Below are 19,783 nucleotides of genomic sequence, written 5' to 3' on the forward strand. Positions count from 1 at the left end.
TGTACCGATGTTGATATGTGGCTTGGTTCTCTCATACTTCTGCTTTGCCATGATATCCTCCTTAGAATTGTGATTAAATTTAAAATAATTGGAGCTGTTGAGCAGACTCGAACTGCCGAACCTCTTCCTTACCAAGGAAGTGCTCTACCAACTGAGCTACAACAGCGCGTATACAAGAATAGTACACGAAATAATACATGCTGTCAATATTGCCTGAATTATGACAGATCAGCATCTTTTGACGCTTATATTTTATACTATATCACCAACACAAAATATTACTATTTTAATTAGATTAGCTGACACACTAAGACTATCACACCAGTTGAGTCTCCCTATTTAAAGTGCCTCTATTATCGTTAATGCTACATTTAGTTTATCTAGTCCGTGATTTGCTTCAGACAGTTCTCCTACACTATAGCTTTCATCTGATATAACGTCACCTGCACACAAGAAGCTGTACAACTTCCAATTATGGAAGTCGCACACAGACTGCACCCCGGCAACCTCCATTTCAACAGCAATGCACCCTTCTTGCTTTCTGGCATCTACTAATGCTTTTGTTTCTCTATACATCGAATCAGTTGTCCATATAGCACCTTCGGTATATGGGATATTTGCTTTACAAAAGATATCAGAAACAACTCCTGAGCACTTAACTTCTATATAATCTCCTGCTGGACAGTAGTAGAAAGAAAGGCCTTCACCCCTATATGCCTTGCTTGGTACTATGTATTTACCATCAGTTTGCTCAAAATCAAGTGTCCCTGCTGAGCCAAACATAACAAATTTTTCTGCACCTGTTATCCAATTTGCTTCTATTAACTGATGTGATGCTATCGCTGAACCCATCGAGGACTGGTAAAATGCAATTCGTTTTTTGTCGTATTCAAACACATATATAGGGGTGTTTATGTTGCAGGCAATGAGCTGTCCACACTTTACACATTCAAACTTATTTAATATATAGTCATGGATTTCAAATGATAGAACAGGAATGCAGATGTCTGCAAAATCACCTCTTGGTCCATAAAATGATTCAGGTGTGAATATCGCCTCGTTGGACGCATCGTAAAAATCTGCTTTCATGACAGTCACCTATGCTAGTTCTTCAAGCATTTTAATAGCATCATCAACTAGCGAAGGACAGAAACTGAATAACAACCCTTCATCAAGTATCTTCGTTAGCCCTTCTTGTGTGCCAATATTGTTTCCAAGCAGTTCTTCACAGCGAACCTTACCATATTTTTCATTCCATAGAGCAAGAAATTCTGCTCTTTTCTCGTTCATTTCACCTTTTCTTTCATTATCGTCAGGTCCATTATGGCCATATTTTAGCCCTAGCACAATCATTGCCCCCATTACTGCACCACATGTTTCACCAACACCAAGTCCTCCACCAAATGCCGCAGCAATTCGATTTGCCTCCTCTTTGGAGACACCTATCTTATTTGCAAAATGTTCCACAACAATCTGTCCGCAATCCTGACCTCTGCCAAACAGTTCAGCTATATTCCCCTTATCCATCTTATCGCCCTCCTTACTCTGTCGTACCACCGCAACTAGAACCAGATCCTGCTGTACATGCATAGCAATGTTTGTCAAAGCATATATTTCTAACTTCATAGTCTGAGTCTGCAATATCGAAAATCGTCTGCTTTGTAGATATCTCTATCCCTTCTGCTTGGTTGAAGTCACAATCATAAACTTTGCCATCCCAGCCTACTGAAATCTGATATCTACACATCATATTCTCTAGTGTTTCAGGATTAAACGCATCGTACAGTTTATACATATATCCTTCAAAATTACCCGATTGAACGAGAAATTTTCCAAATCTTCCGATAGGATTGTTAGTTATACAAAACAGATTATTGAACGATATCCCGTATTCTCTTCCCAGCTTTTCCTTATATTCTGTCTCCATAGCTTGCTGATTAGGAGGAAAGAATGCACCGCTCGGGTTATACACCATATTGAGAACGAGATCTGAATCTGTACCATACCCAAGCGCGTTTAGCTTCTTAAGCATCTCAATGGAACCTTCAAAAACAGAGTCTCCACGTTGTTTATTTGTCTTCTTAGCTTTGTAATGCGGAAGCGAAACCACAAGTTCCACCTTGTTGCGTGCATAAAACTCAGGTAAGTCCTCATAGCCTTCTTCAAGCATGATAACCATGTTGGATCTAACGATTACATGATTGCTGATGCGGCAACATTCTTCAACAAACCATCTAAAATTAGGGTTCATTTCAGGGGCACCACCAGTGATATCAATCGTGTCAAATCCCCATTTATTATAAGTTTTGAGACAGGCATCCATAACTTCTTTGCTCATAATCTCAGTGCGGCTTGGACCAGCCTCAACGTGACAGTGCTTACATGCAAGATTGCATAATCTGCCAACGTTAATCTGAAGCACTTTCATATCATCCGTTTTTTGCACCTTTGGATCTTCAATATTTGCTTGAAAATCTGGCACATTATCTAGTTCTTTAAATCTATCTTTCATACCTATATATTTCTCCAAGAGCATGAGCTGCAACACATGTTGCAGCTCATATCAGTAACTGAGTTGCCTATTTCTGCTCTAGCTTTCCAACAACGTTTTTCATCTGCACGCCGTGAACCAATGTAATTCCAGCTTTCATAGCTGCTGCAACATGAACAGCCTCTGTCATTTCTTCTTCATCTACACCCATCTCAAGAAGTGTCTGTGTGTAAGAATCAATGCAGTACGGACACATCTCAGAATGCGCAACTGCAAGTGCTATAAGCGCCTTTTCCCTTGCAGTAAGTGCACCTTCCGCCATTACTGGTCCATAGTATTTAAGAAATGCATCCCATAGTTCTGGTGCTTCTTCACCAATTGTAGGGAATTTTGCCAAATCATCAGGATTATAATAAGTATTCATTTTGCCCTCCTTTGCGCATAAGTGATGCGCTAATTACTATTACTTTTCTTTATTTTTCTCTATGTATACCTGCCTGATGAGGAAAATTATTCCCGACACACCAAACAGGATAAACAGACCTGTTACAAGTAGCTTTGCCCCTCCAGTAAGCATTCCTCCAACGTATGAATATATTATCGTCGCTGGCAACTGCCCTAGGCCTGTTGCTACTATGAACTCTATAAAAGAAATAGACGTCAAACCCGCAGCATAGCTTACGATATCAAAGCTTATAAAAGGCAGCAACCTGGCAATCAAAATGCTCATTCTTCCGTGCCTCTGAAAGAACTCGTCAATCTGTTCTAGCCCTCTTTTGCTAGTAAGTTTCTCAACTGTGTCACGTCCCAGTATTCTAGCTATGTAAAAGCATAGCGTAGCCCCCACCATAGCACTTGTCCACGAAAGAATTGCACCTTTCACCCAGCCAAATAGATTTGCATTTGCAAAAGTAATCAGAAATGAAGGTAGTGGTGCTGCGATAGACTGCAGTATCATGAGAAGGAACGATATAACTGCGGCGTAAGGACCATATGATTTAACGAAATCCTTCACAACCATAAAATCCCCACTCTTGAACATTTCAAACACTCTATTAATAGTGTTGTGGATACTTGGAACGGCTATGTAGCATATTATACATAGCAATAGTATAATCAGCAAAACCGCCTTTTTTATTATGTTTTTTCGCTTCTCACTCTCAGTTTCATGTTTTTCTATATTCATGTTATGCCTCAATTAACTCTTCAATTCTATCCAAAAACTCTGGATCGATGTACTGTTCCAGCTTCCGCGCTGTACTTTCATTAGTAATATCTCTACCCGGCTGTCTGTATTCTACCCATGCCATAGCACACCATGTCACACCCCTGAGACACGTTATAGGTACAAAATCGTGAGTTCTTTCCTTTAATTCAGCTGTGTTGTACCTGCCTGCAACTGCATATATATACTCGTCTATATAATAATCTATTTCCTGTGGCGTAAAAATTGTGTCAGTTTTCCAAAAAGTAGTAGTCGGCGCAAGAAAGTGACCGAGGTCCTGAGCTGGGTCACCGAACAAAGGCTTTTCCCAGTCAATAAGGTAACTCTGTTCTCCAGGTCCATTGATTAGGAAGTTTGTGGAGTTCAATTCTGTGTTTATAATGCAGTTATACGGAGCCACCCCAGTTCTTCTGTCGAATCTCTTCCAGCCGTAGTCGAGTAGCTTTCTGATTTTTTGTTTAATCATGATATCAGCCTGCTCATAATCAAAGAACTTAGCAACCATCTGCTCACACTCTTCAAGAATAGCTTTGAGAGGTTCTCTCGGAGCCAGTAGCGTTGTGCCACTTATGCTTACGGTCTCCCCACCTTTATTCTGAGGTTCTATATTAACGCTGTGGATGTCCGCTAAAACAGCTAGCGCCTTATCCATCTCTTTCTCATATATCAGCGAGTGTCCAGGCAGATATTCCATTACAAGTACGCCATTATTTATAAATTGCTTTGTATCATCAACATAATAAACAGCAGGTGTTCTACCCGAGCGTTCAAGCAATTCTAGTGCCCGATATTCATAGGTTATCTGATTCTCTAAATGCATCTGGGACCCGCAATTCACCCTAAGAACAAGTTTCTTGCCCGTTATAGGATGAGCAAATATATAGTTGATATTGTACTCTCCTTGGGCCAAAAGGGTGTATTCCTCGGTTACTTCATCAGGGAGTCCAAGAGCCTCTCTATATGGTTTCGAGGCAGCTATTCGCTTTAGTCCACTTTCGATTGTTGATTTGCTCATTTATCTAATATCCTTGTACTCTTTAGCAATTTGATACGGATCTATCCCCATCCTGTATTTTCTTCGCAAAAGCCACATCTTGAACATGAGTCGTAGCTTTTTCATATTTCCTTTCGGGTACCGTCTATCAGAGGTGCAAATTCTACCTCTTGTAGCACCTATTCTTATCCCCATTTCCCTAAGTGTCAGCGAAAGCTGGTAGTCCTCCATAATGGGAATTTCTGGAAATCCACCGGCTTTTTCAAACAATTCTCGTGTCATAAATATGCCTTGATCACCGAATGGTATCTGTCTACGAAATGCTCTGTCATTTGAAATGGCTGCGTTGATTTTCATCAGCAGATTATCTGATTGAAACTCTATGCCGAAACACCCTGCATTGTGGGTTTTCATAACCTCTCTTATTTCATGTATTGGCTTGTTAGGTAGCTCACTGTCAGCGTGCATGAAGAACAGCACCTCGCCGCTAGCTGCCCTTGCACCTGCATTTAGCTGAAGAGCTCTTCCCTTATCACTTTTTACAATACGATATCTATCAGGAATATGAGCCAATGTAGAGTCCGTGCTACCGCCATCTACTATGACAATCTCAGCATCATCACAGATGTCATCAAGCTGCTTTATAAGCTTGTCAATTCGCCTTTCCTCATTGTAAGTCGGAACAATTACAGAAACCCGCAGTACCTTTGTAACGAATTTCCCTACTTCACTTTCCATAAGATGGTGTTGATGTCGAATATGCTCCCTATAATACAAAATATCATCTTTTGTATCCAAATCACGATGTTCCGCCACTAAAGTAACGTGAATATTGTTATCCGCAGCGATGTGCAAGAGTTCATCAAGCACCTTGCCGTGCCCATACGATGATTGAGCAAATAACTCCGGTTTAATGTCATTCATGCCTATAAGGTAGTAGCCACCATCCTGTGAAGGGCCAATGACGGTATCACATGATTGTAGCTGCGAAAATGCATCCGTTATATCTGACGATTTAACCTCAGGTATGTCCGATCCCATGAGCAAGACTGACTTGTAACCAATATCGAAAACATCGCTGAGACCATTTTTCATTCGTGTCCCTATGTCATCACCACGCTGAACAATAAAATTTGTCTCTTTACATAGCTCTGCAAGCAAATTACTGTCCCCAGAAGGCTCATAACAAACGAATATATCCACATCTACTTCTCGAAGCATTTCCAACGAATCCTTTATACAGCATTCTTGAAGTTCTGCACACTCACTTGGGCTTAAATAAGGCATCATTCGCGTCTTTACTTTGCCAGGCTCTGGAATTCGAGTGAACAATATTACAGCTCTATCTGATTTTATGTTGTCTAGTTTTTGCTTCATTTGAATTTCGTAAACACCCTGTTAAAATATGATTTCTTTGTGTCTGGACTTTCACACGTTCCAAGAATTTCTGGAAGAACATGCTTTACATCTTTATGCCCATCACGAGTGATTTTACCTGCACAGGTTGCGCAATATACCCATATGCCATCCTCAAGCTTGTTGGTCATATTCTTTGCAAGCTCAGGTTCACAGGCTCCTGCACTTCCTCCCAGTCCACAGCACTGCACTCCATCAATCTTCTCAAAAGGCTTCTTTGCAAATTTCTCTTCAATCTGAGATAAAAGCACTCCCTTATTTCTATCTGGGCATGGCATAAACATCTTTTTGCCACCCTCGACTTCTGCTCCAATGCCGAGTTCAGCCAGCTTATCATAGATGCTCACAACCTTGGCTTCTAGCTTGCCTCCCAGAAAGTCATAACAGTTTGGACAGGCTGTAACAAGCTCGCTTATGCCTAATTCTCTCAACCTATTATCTATATCACTTATTATTCTTTGCTCATCTTCAGCAAGCCCGAGCTCTGCTACTGGTTTCCCGCAACAATCATAAATGACGCCTATATTTACTTCTTTAAGAAGTGCGACAACATGCTTCGTGGTTTTAGGATACATAGATACAAAATTGCATCCAGGGAAGAAGGCCGCGTGCCCATTTCCAGCATGTCTGTAATTTTTAAATATATACTTCCTCTTTTCAAGCAGCATGCCCTTATATCTTTTGCTAATCTGCTCCTCGCCTGCCAGATCATCGATCGCACTCTGCCTAAAACGCAATACGACTTCTCGTCCGTCAATTTTCATCGGACATACCGCCGTGCATTCACCGCATAGAAAGCAGTGATATGCTAGATCATTAAGCTTATCACTATCACCAATATCTATTCTATGTTTTGCAAGAAACTTGCAGCTATTTTGACACTTATGACAATGGATGCACCTTGTCAAATCTAGAGAAAAATCTTTGTCAGCTCCTATATACGGTGCTTTCCCCGAGCCTCTGTCACTGTCCCCAGTCTCTTTGACTACATATTTTTTCTTTAACCACATAGAAATGCCGATTACCACAACTGCAAGAGCAATGGATATGGCGAAGTACACCCATCTATTTCCACTGGTCTCTGTGAAACCAGAGAATCCCACCGTATACATCGCAGTCCCCGGCAAAATAAAAATTAGAGTACCTATAGAGTATGATGCAAATGAAATATCCGTTATACCATATGCAAAATTCTGCAGGTTGTACGGAAAAATCGGTACTAGCCTGGTAATCATCAAAACGAAGAATTCATTTTGCCCTGACTCATCGAACAGCCACTTTTTTAAATACTTATTTTTTTGAACGGTCGGTTTGATGCTGTCCTTTAAAAAATATCTTCCTGTCAAGAAAGCAAGCATAGCACCAAGTGTAGTCGCTATTACGCAGCAAATTGTTCCAAGTATAGGGCCAAAGAGAACACTCGCTGCTATTGCAAATGTTACTCCAGGAAGAGCAAAAACCACGCAGCTAATTATGGTTACAATTATGTAGATTAATATTGCGAGCATAAGGTTTTCTTCAACGAGCTTTTTTAGAAAGCTCAGCCCCTTATCTCCACCTAACCATTCAGATATGCCAAAGAAGTGATTTATAAGCACAATTAATACAACTATCCCGACAAATACCCACAGCTTTTTATTTTTCATCTTTGTGCACCTTACTGCTAATTAAGCATCGTATCGCAGTGAATAGTGTGCCGAGAGCAACTAGTGGTAGCAATAGGAAGTACGCTTCTGAATAATCATATGTGAATGTGATCGTGGCATATAGGTAAAATACTGTCACAATCAGTGTTACAATAGCTATTGCTATATCTACAATCCGAAAGTTTCTTTTCCCTTTTAAAATTCTACCAATTGCTAGTACAGCGATTACTGCAATTATCAAGAAAGTGACGAATTTTATACGATCAATTGGGACTGCCGCTGCTAGCTTACTACCGTTATAATTAAGCCACCTCACAAAACCCAACTTGGTATCTGCGAACATCTTGCAGTAGTATGCACCAACAAACATGGTGATGGCTAGAAAGTCCATTATTAAGTGTGATTTTCTTATTTTCATTTCTCTTTCTCTTCTCAAAAATTCAAATTGAGTATTATCTATTATCGTTTCTATTATATATGAAATAAAGCCGCTGTCAGTAAAATCTAACAGCGACTTATAGCTAAATTTTTGCTTACTTTTTCTTTGTAGCTTTACCAGTCTCTAGCTGTCCAGCAGTTGTGTGCTTGACATTTGAGCTCTTAGGATCTCCAACCTGAACTGGATAATCGTCGTGCATCTGCCACTCATACCAGCCACCATCATAAACTGATATATTATTATATCCATTCTGATATAGTACGAGGAATGGTGGGCATGCTCTCCAACCAGTTCCGCAGTAGAATGCTAGGTGATTATCAAGTGTAAAGTCGCAGTCTTTCCATACTTTCTGGAATCCCTTTAGGGATTTTATAGTTCCATCCTTGTTAACGAACTGTGCTACGTCGGCTGCACTGTTTGCACCTTTACCCCAAACTGCACCTTCTGGCTCTCCAGCCTTATCTATGTAGTCGTATCCACTTGTCTTTCCAAGCCACTCATTCTTTGATCTGATGCTGACAAGCTTGAAGTTCGGGTCCTTACCAAGCTTCTGTCTAACGTCCTGGATGCTTGTATAATATTCAGGATGTGCTGGAACCGCTACACCAAAGTCGGTTGCCTTTTTGCGCTTCGCAGGGTCACCCTTAACAGTTTCATATCCTGCCTTTTCCCATGCAGCGATGCCGCCATCTAGAATCTTAACATCTGAAACTCCGCACCAGATATATGCAAATGCCACTCTTGCAACACCGGAAGTATCCTTTCCATAAAGGATAACTTTTGTATCCTTAGTGATTCCGTGCGCAAGCATATTATCTCTTACCTTCTCAGGTGATAGTAGGTTGTATGCACCTTCCTTAGATCCAGTTGCATCTTCAACTTCCTGATCCGATACATATATAGATCCTTTTATATGCCCCTTAACGAAATCTTTATCCTTTGAGGCTTTCGCTGGGTAGCCTACTTCCGCTACTACATAATCTTCGTAACCCTTCTGGTTTTTGTCGATTACACTCTTAACCCACTTAGGAGTTACGTACACCTGTCTCTCTTTAACAGCAGGCGCTGACACTGGTTTTGCTTTCTCTTCGGATTTGTTTCCACATGCCGTTAGCATAGAAAGAGCAAAGACTAAAATAGTTGTCACTGCAAAGATTTTTTTCTTCATTTCTAGTTGTCCCTTTTCTTAATCAAACAGATATAACTTATGAGATTAATTGAAACACCTACACTAAGTGAATGGACTCACATTAGTTCAAAGGCACCTTCTCTTTCATGGATTATATATCAGTGACGATTTAAATCTCCATTGATAAAATTTATATAGATATATTAGTATATTGATTTTTCTATACTTCGCGAACAGCTTTCAGCCAAAAAGACACTGACCATCATAATATCATGGTCGGTGTCTTTCAGATTAATCTCAAGGATATATATTCATCTAATTTCTTAGTTTTGCGACTTACTTCGCTGGAGTTGTATAAGGCTCTACACCTTTGCAGATGCGGATTCTGTCAACTGCCGCAGCCTTAATTTCACCGAAGTCCTGAAGCTTCTCTTCGCCTTTCAGAACTCTTAAAGCTCCAGCTGCTAAAGCTTCCATCTCATATTCGCCAGGCATCATCTCAACTGGAGCAATCCAGCTTACCATGCCCTCGATGATATCTGTAAGGAACTTGGAGTAAGCGACTCCGCCTGTGAGGATGATTCTATCAACCTTGCCAGCCACTGGAGCAGATAGTTTAGCGATATCCTTAGCGATTCCATATGCCATTGCCTCGTATACGACCTTCGCATACTCGTTGCCTGCGTCTATCATCTTCTCTACCTCGATAGCATCTGTAGTGCCGAGATGAGCTTTGAGTCCGCCTGCACCGTGGAACTTCTTCATTACAGTCTTTGCATCATTACCTGATGTGAAGCAGTAATTTACAAGATCCTTACAACCTACTGCCCCACCACGCTCTGGCGAGAAGTTTCCTTCATCGTCGTTTACGCAGTCGATATTTACACCATTGTGATAAAGTCTAATCGAGCTTCCGCCACCCATGTGAGCAACTATGAATGTGCACTCGTCAAATGGCTTCTTGAGCACTTCATCAGCGCACTTGATAGCCATCGCTCTCGTGTTTAGAGTGTGTCCAACCGTGTAACGAGGAATCTCCGGAACGCCGGAAACTCTTGCTACTGCCTGCATCTCATCTGTTCCGATTGCATCGTAGATGCACGCAGGGATTCCAAACTCTTTTTTGAGATCAAACGCAATCATGCTGCCAAGTAGCGATGCATGCTTCGCTGTGTCCTCTGGTCTCGTCAGATAATCGATCATCTCCTGGTCGATTCCAATAGCGCCGTGTGGGCAAGCGATAATATTTCCACCTCTCGAGCATACTGCTGTAAGTGTATTAACGCCGATACCGTTGCTCTCAAGAGCCTCTCTTACTTTCTCATTACGGAAGTTAAACTGCTCAAGCACATCATCGAACTGAGCCATCTCCTCCTGTGTATGTCTGATTGTTTCCTTAAAAACCTCCTGAGCATCATCGTATACAGCAATCTTACTTGATGTAGATCCTAGATTAAGCACAAGAATTCTTTCCTTACTCATTTTTCCAGTTTCCCTTTCTGAATTAATTATACATACGTTACCTTCGTATTACGAAAAGTAGTATATCACACTCGAAGGCCACAATGTCAGCACTAAACTGAACGTTTTTTCACTATCCCTATTCTTCGCCTCTGAAGTACGAAACCGCTGACTCAAATAGTCCTAGCTCAAACTCCCCTGGTACGTTCTTGTATAGGCCCTCTCCAATTCTTTCGGAGTGTCCCATCTTGCCGAGAATCCTTCCGTCTGGCGAGAGTATTCCTTCGATAGCCATAGATGAACCGTTTGGATTGAACTGGATGTCCATAGTTGGATTTCCTTCAAAATCAACGTACTGCGTCAGGATCTGCCCATTCTCGAGCATTGTATCTATATCGTTAGTGTTAGCTACAAACCTACCTTCGCCGTGTGAGATTGGCACAGTCAGTATCTGTCCAACGCTCGCTTTCCTAAGCCAAGGTGACCTTGTCGAGCACACCTTAGTTCTCACGAGTTTAGACTGGTGTCTGCCGATATTATTGAATGTTATAGTTGGGCTGTTTTCCTTCTGCACGCCGATCTCTCCATATGGTAGCAATCCGAGCTTGATTAGTGCCTGGAATCCATTGCAGATTCCTGCAACTAGTCCATCTCGTTCGTTTAGCAGCTTCATGAGCTCTACAGAAATTGCTTCATTTCTCAGGAACGAAGTGATGAACTTACCAGAGCCATCCGGCTCGTCAGCACCCGAGAAACCTCCTGGGATAAATAAGACGTTCGCCTTAGCGAGTGCTGCTGCAAACTCCTTTACAGAGCGCTTTAGATGGTCTGCAGTAAGGTTGTTAACAACGAATATCTCTGCCTCACCACCGGCCTTCTCAACGGCTCTAGCCGTATCGTATTCGCAGTTCGTGCCCGGGAATACAGGGATTAAGAACCTTGGTTTATCCACAGTGCTTCCTGGAGCTTCATCGCTTCTTGTTCTATATATCATCTCAGGAACTCGTTCCTCTGAAGTCCTCATATTGCAGCTATATACAGGCTCTAGCTTGTCCTCGTAAAGCGCGTTAAGAGCTAGTAGGCGCACGCGACCCTTCTTGCTGCCGATGGATTCGCGGGAAACCGTCTTTCCCAGAAGCTTCATATCCGCTGTCAAATCTATATCCTTACTAGTCTCGATGATAAAGCTGCCGTACGCATAACCGAACATCTCTCTCATGGAGATGCTTTCGTCGAACTCGAAGCCGATGTTGTTGCCGATTGCCATTTTGAAGACAGCCTCTACAGGTCCACCGAATCCAGGAGTGTAGCATGCAGCAACTAGTCCGTTATCAACGAGTGTTCTAACCAGCTTGAAGTTCTTGATGAGCGATTCAGCCTTTGGAAGTCCGTCCTCACCAAGCTCTGGTCTAAGCCACACAACTTCGTGCCCTCTGCCCTTGAACTCTGGTGAAACCACTTTGCAGAGTTCATCTGTAGTTACTGCAAAAGAAATAAGAGTTGGTGGAACGTGAATATCCTCGAAAGTTCCGCTCATGGAATCCTTACCACCGATTGCTCCGATGCCAAGCTCCATCTGCGCTCTGAACGCACCGAGAACTGCGCTAAAAGCTTTGCCCCAAGACTTGTCGTTATCACCTAGCTTCTCGAAATATTCCTGAAGGCTTAGATATATGTGGTCATAGCTAGCGCCTGTTGCTACGAGCTTCGCAACACTCTCCACGATTGCAAGATATGCACCGTGGTAAGGGCTCTGCTCTAGGATATATGGATTGAAACCATACGACATCATCGATACGGTACTGCACTCGCCCTCGAGCATTGGAATCTTGTGAACCATAGCCTGAATAGGTGTTCTCTGCTTGATTCCGCCAAAAGGCATCAGGACTGTATTTCCGCCGATTGTCGAGTCAAAACGTTCTGAAAGTCCTCTCTTCGAGCAGACATTGAGGTCGGATACGAGGTCCTTCATGCCTTTCTCAAAATCTCTAGGTATCTCTTTATCGAATCTACGAGCACCCTCAACCACGACGTCAGCTTCTTTCTCCGCACCGTTAGTATCTAGGAATTCTCTGGAAATATTTACAATCTGCTGGCCTCTGAAGTTCATCGTGAGATAAGCCTTTTCTGTAACAGTAGCTACTGTTGTCGCCTCGAGATTCTCGCTCTCCGCGAGCTTCTTGAATTTATCTGCATCGGATGCTGCAACTACAACAGCCATTCTCTCCTGAGACTCACTGATTGCGAGTTCCGTTCCATCAAGCCCGTCGTACTTCTTAGGCACGTTGTCCAAAGTCACTTCTAGTCCATCTGCTAGCTCGCCGATGGCAACTGAAACTCCACCTGCACCGAAGTCATTACAGCGCTTAATGAGCGTAGTCGCCTCTGGGTTTCTGAACAGTCTCTGAATCTTTCTCTCCTCAGGAGCGTTGCCCTTCTGAACCTCCGCCCCGCATGACTCTAACGATTCCATACTGTGAGACTTTGACGAACCTGTAGCTCCACCGATTCCGTCTCTACCAGTTCTGCCGCCCAGCAGGATGATAACATCGCCTGCTTCTGGCCTCTCTCTCCTGATATTCTCTGCTGGAGCAGCCGCAACCACCGCACCAACTTCCATTCTCTTTGCCACATATCCTTCGTGATACACCTCATCTACGAGCCCCGTCGTGAGTCCAATCTGGTTTCCGTATGAGCTGTATCCTGAGGCAGCGGTTGTCGTAATCTTCTTTTGCGAAAGCTTCCCTGGCCTCGTCTCTGACTCAGGTGTGAGCGGATTTCCCGCGCCCGTTACACGCATCGCTGCATATACGTAGCTTCTGCCCGATAGCGGGTCTCTAATAGCTCCACCGATACAAGTTGCAGCTCCACCAAATGGCTCGATTTCCGTAGGGTGATTGTGCGTCTCGTTCTTGAACAGCAGAACCCAATCCTGCTCTTCTCCGTCGATATTCGCCTTGAAATCAACTGTGCATGCGTTAATTTCCTCCGACTCCACGACATCTACCATCTTGCCGTTCTCCTTGAGCGCCTTAACCGCAATAGTCGCAACGTTCATCAAGCTGATTGGCTTGTGTACTCCTAGCTGCTTACGAAGCTCCTGGTACTCGCTAAATGTCTTGTTGATAGTTTCATCCTTAAAGACAACACCCCTGATGGTCGTGTTGAAAGTGGTGTGACGGCAGTGGTCTGACCAGTATGTATCGATAACCTTAATCTCGGCAACGCTCGGATCTCTGCCCTCCTCTTTGAAATACTCACGGCACATCTTGAGGTCCTCGATATCCATCGCAAGCGAATTTGCCGCCAGGTAAGTCTCGAGGTCTGCGTCTGTATAATTTATAAAGTTCTTAATCGTCGCAACGGGTGCTGGCTCAGGATACTTTGCCTTTAGTGTAGCAGGAACTCCAAGCGAAGCTTCGCGCGACTCAACTGGGTTAATTAGATAATCCTTAATTTTCTCAAGCTCCTCGTTGGATAGCTCTCCCTCCAGGATATAGATTACTGCTGACTTTACTGTCGGCTTCTCATCTGGAGCGATAAACTGGAGGCACTCCTCTGCCGAGCTCGCTCTCTGGTCGAATTGACCAGGTAGATATTCTACAGCAATCACTACCTGCTTACGGAAGTCCATATCCGTGCAGCTAGTATCAGTTGGCGGTTCTGAGAAAATCGTTCCACGCGCCTCTTCAAAAGCCTTATCTGATAAGTCCTCGATTAGGTATCTATTGATCACTCTGATGTTCGTCAAGCTCGCAATCTGCAGGTTTTCTCTGAACTCCTTGATAAGCTCCTTTGCCCTATTTGCGAATTCCGGCTTCTTCTCTACGTATAAAGCTTTGACCATGCCATTACTCCTGTCTCTAATCAGTCATTTATTATTGTTATAGTTTTAAATATAAGTGCTTAGTTAAGCGTCCGTTATCTTCGTGCTGCGAGCGCCTTCGCTCCGATATCTCTTCTAAAATACATATTATCGAAATGCACTTCTCCGAGCTTCGCATAGGCTTTATCCACCGCTTCATCGAGTGTCGGAGCTGTCTCCACCACACCGAGCACTCTGCCGCCGCTTGTCACCTGCTTGCCATCTTTGAGCTTACTGCCTGCGATATAAATGTGCTCATGCTCCTTAGGAAGCTTTATCTCAAATCCCTTTTCATATGATGCAGGGTATCCATCTGAGGCAGCTACTACGCAGCATGCGGCTTCTTCTCTAAATGAGAACTTCACATCAGCCAGTGTGCCGTCTGTAGTTGCTCTCATGATTTCTAGAAGGTCTCCCTCTAGGAGCGGAAGCACTACCTGTGTCTCTGGATCTCCAAACCTACTGTTGTATTCGATGACCTTCGGTCCATCCTTGGTGAGCATGAGTCCGAAGTATAGACAGCCCTTAAAAGCTCTTCCCTCAGCTGCCATAGCTTCGATAGTGGGCCTAAATATCTGCTCCATGCACTGCTCGCTAATTTCCTCTGTGTAGTAAGGGTTAGGAGCAACGGTGCCCATGCCTCCAGTATTGAGCCCCTTATCTCCATCGAGAGCTCTCTTGTGGTCCATCGAGGAAACCATCGGTCTAACTACCTTGCCGTCAGTGAACGATAGCACGCTTACCTCAGGACCTTCTAGGAATTCCTCTATGACTACAGTATCTCCGCTCGCACCGAACTTATGGTCTTCCATAATCGTGCGGAGTCCCTCTCTGGCCTCTTCGCGAGTTTCAGCAATGATTACACCCTTACCTAGCGCAAGCCCATCAGCCTTGATTACCGTCGGCATCGGGCAAGTTTCTACGTACTCTAGAGCAGCGTTCATGTCACTAAAAATCTCGTACTCAGCAGTCGGTATCCCGTATTTCTTCATGAGCTGCTTGGAAAATGCTTTGCTTCCCTCAATAATCGCCGCTGCTTTGTTTGGACCGAAGCAGGGAATTCCCTTTTCTTCGAGCATGTCCACGAGTCCAAGAACTAGCGGATCGTCGGGAGCTACGACAACGTAGTCTAGCTTTTTTTCTACTGCAAAATCAACGATTTTATCAAGGTCCTTCGCACCAATAGCAATGCATTCCGCATCTTCTGCGATGCCGCCATTGCCGGGAAGTGCATAGATGTGCGATACATCATTGCTGTGCTTTAGACTCCTGATTATGGCATGCTCTCTACCGCCGCCACCAATTACTGCAATATTCATTATCCTCTCCTTGCCACTATCTCTGCTGCGACCTTTTCGACTGCCGCTGGCAGAAGCTTCCACTCAGCTTCCTCCATAACTCGTCTCTGGAGAATTTCTGGCGTGTCGCCACCCTTAACATCTACTGCACGCTGAGCGATAATCTTGCCACCATCCGTAACTTCATTTACGAAATGAACAGTTGCACCTGTCACCTTTACACCGTATGAAAGTGCAGCCTCGTGAACGCGAAGTCCGTAGAAGCCGTCGCCGCAAAACGACGGGATGAGTGATGGATGCACATTGATAATCCTATCTGGATATCTGCTGACAAAATCGCTGCTAAGAATCTTAAGAAATCCCGCCAGCACGATGATGTCTATCTCGTGCTCATCTAGAAGTTCTATGAGCTCCTGCTCAAAATTCTCCTTGCCGATATAAACATGCTTTATACCTGCTCTCTCAGCCCTATCAAGACCTCCTGCATTCTTGCGAGAAGAAACCACAAGTGCGAGCTCCACATGCGGAAGCTCACCTGCTGCCAACCTATCTATGATAGCCTGCAGGTTCGTACCCCCTCCAGATATTAGAACTGCGACCTTTGCAAAACTACTCATCTTCACTCTCCACCGTGTATATGCAAGGCTAATTATCCTTCGATAATTACGCCTTCGTCTCCTTTAACGATTTCTCCGATTACATACGCCTTCTCGCCAGCACCGTTAATAATCTCGAGTGCCCTCTCAGAGTCCTCACGAGGCACAACTACAGTCATACCTACACCCATGTTGTAGGTGTTGAACATATCGCGCTCTGGGATGTTCCCTGTCTCAGCTAGTACCTTGAAAATCGCTGGTATCTCAAGGCTGTTCTTGTCTATCTTAGCTGTCATGCCTTCTGGTAGTGCGCGAGGAATATTCTCGTAAAAACCTCCGCCCGTGATATGCATTACTGCATGCGGAGTCATCTCCTTGAATAGCTCAGTCATCGGCTTAACGTAAATCTTGGTTGGCTCGATAAGTGCCTCGCCTAGGGACTTCCCACCGAGGTCGTCTCTCTTTGCCGTGAGATCTACGTTCTCAACGTCGAAAACCTTTCTGACTAGCGAATATCCATTTGAATGAATTCCCGATGATGCGATTCCGATTATGACATCACCCTCGCTCACCTTCTCTATATCGATAACCTTGCTCTTATCTACGATTCCAACCGCAAATCCAGCTAGGTCATACTCGTCTTCAGGATAGAAGCCTGGCATCTCAGCAGTCTCGCCACCGATTAGGCAGCACTCGGACTGGATGCAGCCATCGGCAACACCCTTTACGATGGACGCTATTTTCTCAGGAACGTTCTTGCCACAAGCTATATAGTCGAGGAAGAACAGAGGCTTTGCACCCACGCAGATGATGTCATTAACGCACATTGCAACGCAGTCAATACCCACCGTGTCGTGCTTATCCTGCAGGAAAGCGAGTTTTAACTTAGTTCCCACGCCGTCGGTTCCACTTACTAGGATAGGCTCGCTCATACCTGTGAGATCTGGCTGCAGCAGTCCACCGAAACCACCTACAGGAGCTGTATTTCCGAACTTCATGGTCTTGCCAACGTGTTCCTTCATGAGCTCTACCGCTCTATATCCGCTGGTGATGTCTACTCCCGCTTCCTTGTAGCTCTCGCTCTGGCTCTTCATCTTAGTTCTCCTTTTTCTTGCTTTCGCTTAGCTTAGTCTCGAATTTGAATTTTCCTGTGGTCGCTCTACCAGCTGGATACTCGCCACCAAAACATGCATCGCAGTATCCAACGTTAGGAGCTGTTCCGATCATCTCATGAAGTCTTTCCATCTTAAGAAATCCGATTGAGTCGCAGCCGATTAGCGTGCAAATCTCATCCACGGTATGGTTCGCAGCTATAAGCTGTGACTTGTCCGACACGTCGGTGCCATAGTAACATTCATCAACGAACGGAGGTGCTGTCAGCATGAGGTGAACTTCTTTTGCCCCTGCATGTCTGAGCTTCTCGACGATATTCCTTGAAGTCGTTCCTCTAACGATGGAGTCGTCGATCATGACAACCCTCTTACCTCTCACAGTCTCTTCGATTACGTTGAGCTTGATGTTTACAAGTTTCTCACGCTGTGCCTGTCCAGGTGCGATAAATGTTCGGCCGATGTACTTGTTCTTTACAAAGCCCATGCCGTAAGGAATTCCAGACTCGCGCGCATATCCTACAGCTGCATCAAGTCCTGAGTCAGGTACTCCGATTACGATGTCCGCATCGACTGGATAGTCAATCGCCAGTGCCCTACCAGCTTCAACTCTAGCGCGGTGAACGCTTATGCCGTCAATCTTGGAGTCTGGCCTTGCGAAATAGATATATTCAAATATGCAGATTGACTTAGAATTCTTATTACAGTGATCCTTGATGCTGCGAATACCATCATGGTTGAAAATAACTATTTCACCAGGCTCTATGTCTCTGACGAATTTTGCTCCTACAGCATCGAGTGCACATGACTCGGACGCCACGACATATCTGCCGTCTTCTGTGAGACCGTAACATAGTGGCCTAAAGCCCCTATCGTCACGAACGGCGATTAACTTATTAGGTGACATCACACACAGCGAATATGCACCTTTTAACCTATGCATCGCTGCATTGATCGCATTCTCTATACAATCTGTGCGGAGTCTCTCCTTGGTGATCAGATATGCGATTACCTCAGTGTCACTTGTGGTCTGGAAGATAGAGCCCTCAAGTTCAAGCTCTCTTCTCAAATCGCCGGAATTTACGATATTGCCGTTATGTGCGACAGCCATGCTTCCCTTGATGTGATTTACAACTATAGGCTGAGCATTTGCACGCTCATTCTTACCCGTAGTTCCGTAGCGCACATGACCGACAGCGAGGCTTCCAACCCCTAGCTCATCGAGAGTGCTGTTGTTAAACACATCGTTTACCAGGCCCAAATCCTTGTGGCTGGCAAATACACCATCATCGTTAACCACTATTCCGCAGCTCTCCTGTCCGCGGTGCTGCAGCGAGTAAAGGCCATAATAGACAGTTCTGCCTATCTCATACGTCTCCCTTGGAGAGAAAACGCCCACTACTCCACATTCTTCTCTTAACTCACTCATACTGTTCCTAACCTTAAATATAATCTGTTAAATACTTTTGATTTATCTGTTGAAATCCGTGTATTCTAATCGCCTTTAGCCAATTCTTAAGTCTCCACAACTAAGCAAATTTTAGTTGAATTTTGCGCATACTGCAGCATCCTTCTCAATTACTGCATCGTGTGCCTTTTTGCGCTCTTCTCTGAGCTTGATCCTAAGCTGTTCATCGGAAACCGCGAGAATTTCAGCTGCGAATATAGCTGCATTCTTAGCGCCGTCTATTGCAATGGATGCAACAGGGATTCCCGGTGGCATCTGGACAGTGGATAAGAGTGCGTCCATTCCATCAAGTGCGGAAGCCTTAATCGGAATTCCAACTACTGGCAGGACTGTATTTGCCGCAAGAACTCCACCGAGATGTGCTGCCTTGCCTGCTGCAGAAATTATAACCCCAAAGCCATTCTCTTCAGCAGTCTTTGCAAATCCAATCGCTTCATCTGGTGTTCTGTGCGCAGAGTACACGTGAACCTCTGTCGGTATTTCATATTTCTTTAGCTCATCGATACATTTCTCAACTACTGGCAGATCGCTGTCGCTACCCATGATTACTGCTACTTTTTTCATAATTCTCTTACCTCCATCTTTAATTATCAACACGAGAGTCTTTTACTCGCCTTTAATCAACATGTTTCTAACGCTCTAGCAG

Annotated in this window: 17 protein-coding genes and 1 tRNA gene; all 18 read right to left on the reverse strand. The window is 44.1% G+C overall.

Features of this window, described 5'->3' with window-relative positions:
• Nucleotides 1-89: 89 nt before the first annotated feature.
• The 18 genes from Q7O90_RS03595 to purE all read right to left on the reverse strand — a co-directional run bounded on the left by Q7O90_RS03595 (nt 90) and on the right by purE (nt 19,701).
• Nucleotides 90-166 (reverse strand) — tRNA-Thr (locus Q7O90_RS03595).
• 173 nt (nt 167-339) lie between these two features.
• A complete protein-coding gene (locus Q7O90_RS03600; RefSeq protein WP_304127611.1) occupies nt 340-1,089 on the reverse strand; it encodes a nucleoside phosphorylase in 750 nt (249 codons plus the stop codon).
• Nucleotides 1,090-1,098: 9 nt separating this feature from the next.
• Nucleotides 1,099-1,527 (reverse strand): C-GCAxxG-C-C family protein, encoded by a 429-nt coding sequence (locus Q7O90_RS03605; protein ID WP_304127613.1) that lies wholly within the window; start codon nt 1,525-1,527, stop codon nt 1,099-1,101.
• 13 nt (nt 1,528-1,540) lie between these two features.
• Nucleotides 1,541-2,512: an arsenosugar biosynthesis radical SAM (seleno)protein ArsS gene (gene arsS, locus Q7O90_RS03610; RefSeq protein ID WP_304127616.1), complete on the reverse strand. Its 972-nt coding sequence runs from the start codon at nt 2,510-2,512 to the stop codon at nt 1,541-1,543.
• 67 nt (nt 2,513-2,579) lie between these two features.
• Complete coding sequence (locus Q7O90_RS03615; RefSeq protein ID WP_106057538.1) at nt 2,580-2,915, reverse strand: arsenosugar biosynthesis-associated peroxidase-like protein; 336 nt, start codon at nt 2,913-2,915, stop codon at nt 2,580-2,582.
• A 39-nt stretch (nt 2,916-2,954) separates the two neighbouring features.
• The gene (locus tag Q7O90_RS03620) at nt 2,955-3,677 is read right to left on the reverse strand and encodes a TVP38/TMEM64 family protein (RefSeq protein ID WP_304127621.1); all 723 of its coding nucleotides are present in this window, start codon (nt 3,675-3,677) and stop codon (nt 2,955-2,957) included.
• 1 nt (nt 3,678) lies between these two features.
• Nucleotides 3,679-4,731 carry an aminoglycoside phosphotransferase family protein gene (locus tag Q7O90_RS03625; RefSeq protein WP_304127624.1) on the reverse strand — a complete coding sequence of 351 codons (1,053 nt, stop codon included), beginning with the start codon at nt 4,729-4,731 and terminating at the stop codon, nt 3,679-3,681.
• Nucleotides 4,732-6,087 (reverse strand): TIGR04283 family arsenosugar biosynthesis glycosyltransferase, encoded by a 1,356-nt coding sequence (locus Q7O90_RS03630; RefSeq protein WP_304127626.1) that lies wholly within the window; start codon nt 6,085-6,087, stop codon nt 4,732-4,734.
• Nucleotides 6,084-7,772 (reverse strand): VTT domain-containing protein, encoded by a 1,689-nt coding sequence (locus tag Q7O90_RS08165; RefSeq protein WP_330667039.1) that lies wholly within the window; start codon nt 7,770-7,772, stop codon nt 6,084-6,086. Before Q7O90_RS08165 ends, Q7O90_RS03630 begins: the two co-directional genes overlap by 4 nt.
• Nucleotides 7,762-8,190, reverse strand: coding sequence for a hypothetical protein (locus Q7O90_RS03645; protein WP_304127629.1), 429 nt, complete (start codon nt 8,188-8,190; stop codon nt 7,762-7,764). Before Q7O90_RS03645 ends, Q7O90_RS08165 begins: the two co-directional genes overlap by 11 nt.
• 115 nt (nt 8,191-8,305) lie before the next feature.
• Nucleotides 8,306-9,379 (reverse strand): sulfurtransferase, encoded by a 1,074-nt coding sequence (locus Q7O90_RS03650; RefSeq protein ID WP_304127631.1) that lies wholly within the window; start codon nt 9,377-9,379, stop codon nt 8,306-8,308.
• A gap of 297 nt (nt 9,380-9,676) precedes the next feature.
• The gene (gene buk, locus Q7O90_RS03655) at nt 9,677-10,822 is read right to left on the reverse strand and encodes a butyrate kinase (RefSeq protein WP_304127633.1); all 1,146 of its coding nucleotides are present in this window, start codon (nt 10,820-10,822) and stop codon (nt 9,677-9,679) included.
• A 118-nt stretch (nt 10,823-10,940) separates the two neighbouring features.
• The gene (locus Q7O90_RS03660; protein ID WP_304127635.1) at nt 10,941-14,648 is read right to left on the reverse strand and encodes a phosphoribosylformylglycinamidine synthase; all 3,708 of its coding nucleotides are present in this window, start codon (nt 14,646-14,648) and stop codon (nt 10,941-10,943) included.
• Between the two features lie 74 nt (nt 14,649-14,722).
• Complete coding sequence (purD, locus tag Q7O90_RS03665) at nt 14,723-15,985, reverse strand: phosphoribosylamine--glycine ligase (protein WP_304127636.1); 1,263 nt, start codon at nt 15,983-15,985, stop codon at nt 14,723-14,725.
• Nucleotides 15,985-16,581 (reverse strand): phosphoribosylglycinamide formyltransferase, encoded by a 597-nt coding sequence (gene purN / locus Q7O90_RS03670; RefSeq protein WP_304127637.1) that lies wholly within the window; start codon nt 16,579-16,581, stop codon nt 15,985-15,987. The genes purD and purN overlap by 1 nt, the downstream gene beginning before the upstream one ends.
• A gap of 32 nt (nt 16,582-16,613) precedes the next feature.
• On the reverse strand, nt 16,614-17,654 hold the full coding sequence (gene purM / locus Q7O90_RS03675; protein ID WP_304127638.1) for a phosphoribosylformylglycinamidine cyclo-ligase: 1,041 nt from the start codon (nt 17,652-17,654) through the stop codon (nt 16,614-16,616).
• A 1-nt stretch (nt 17,655) separates the two neighbouring features.
• Nucleotides 17,656-19,098: an amidophosphoribosyltransferase gene (purF, locus tag Q7O90_RS03680; protein WP_304127640.1), complete on the reverse strand. Its 1,443-nt coding sequence runs from the start codon at nt 19,096-19,098 to the stop codon at nt 17,656-17,658.
• Nucleotides 19,099-19,209: 111 nt separating this feature from the next.
• Entirely contained in the window at nt 19,210-19,701 is a 492-nt protein-coding gene (gene purE, locus Q7O90_RS03685; RefSeq protein WP_304127642.1) for a 5-(carboxyamino)imidazole ribonucleotide mutase, read from the reverse strand.
• Nucleotides 19,702-19,783: the final 82 nt, after the last annotated feature.

Source organism: Mogibacterium diversum (genome assembly GCF_938028775.1).
GTDB classification, from domain to species: Bacteria; Bacillota; Clostridia; order Peptostreptococcales; family Anaerovoracaceae; genus Mogibacterium; species Mogibacterium diversum_A.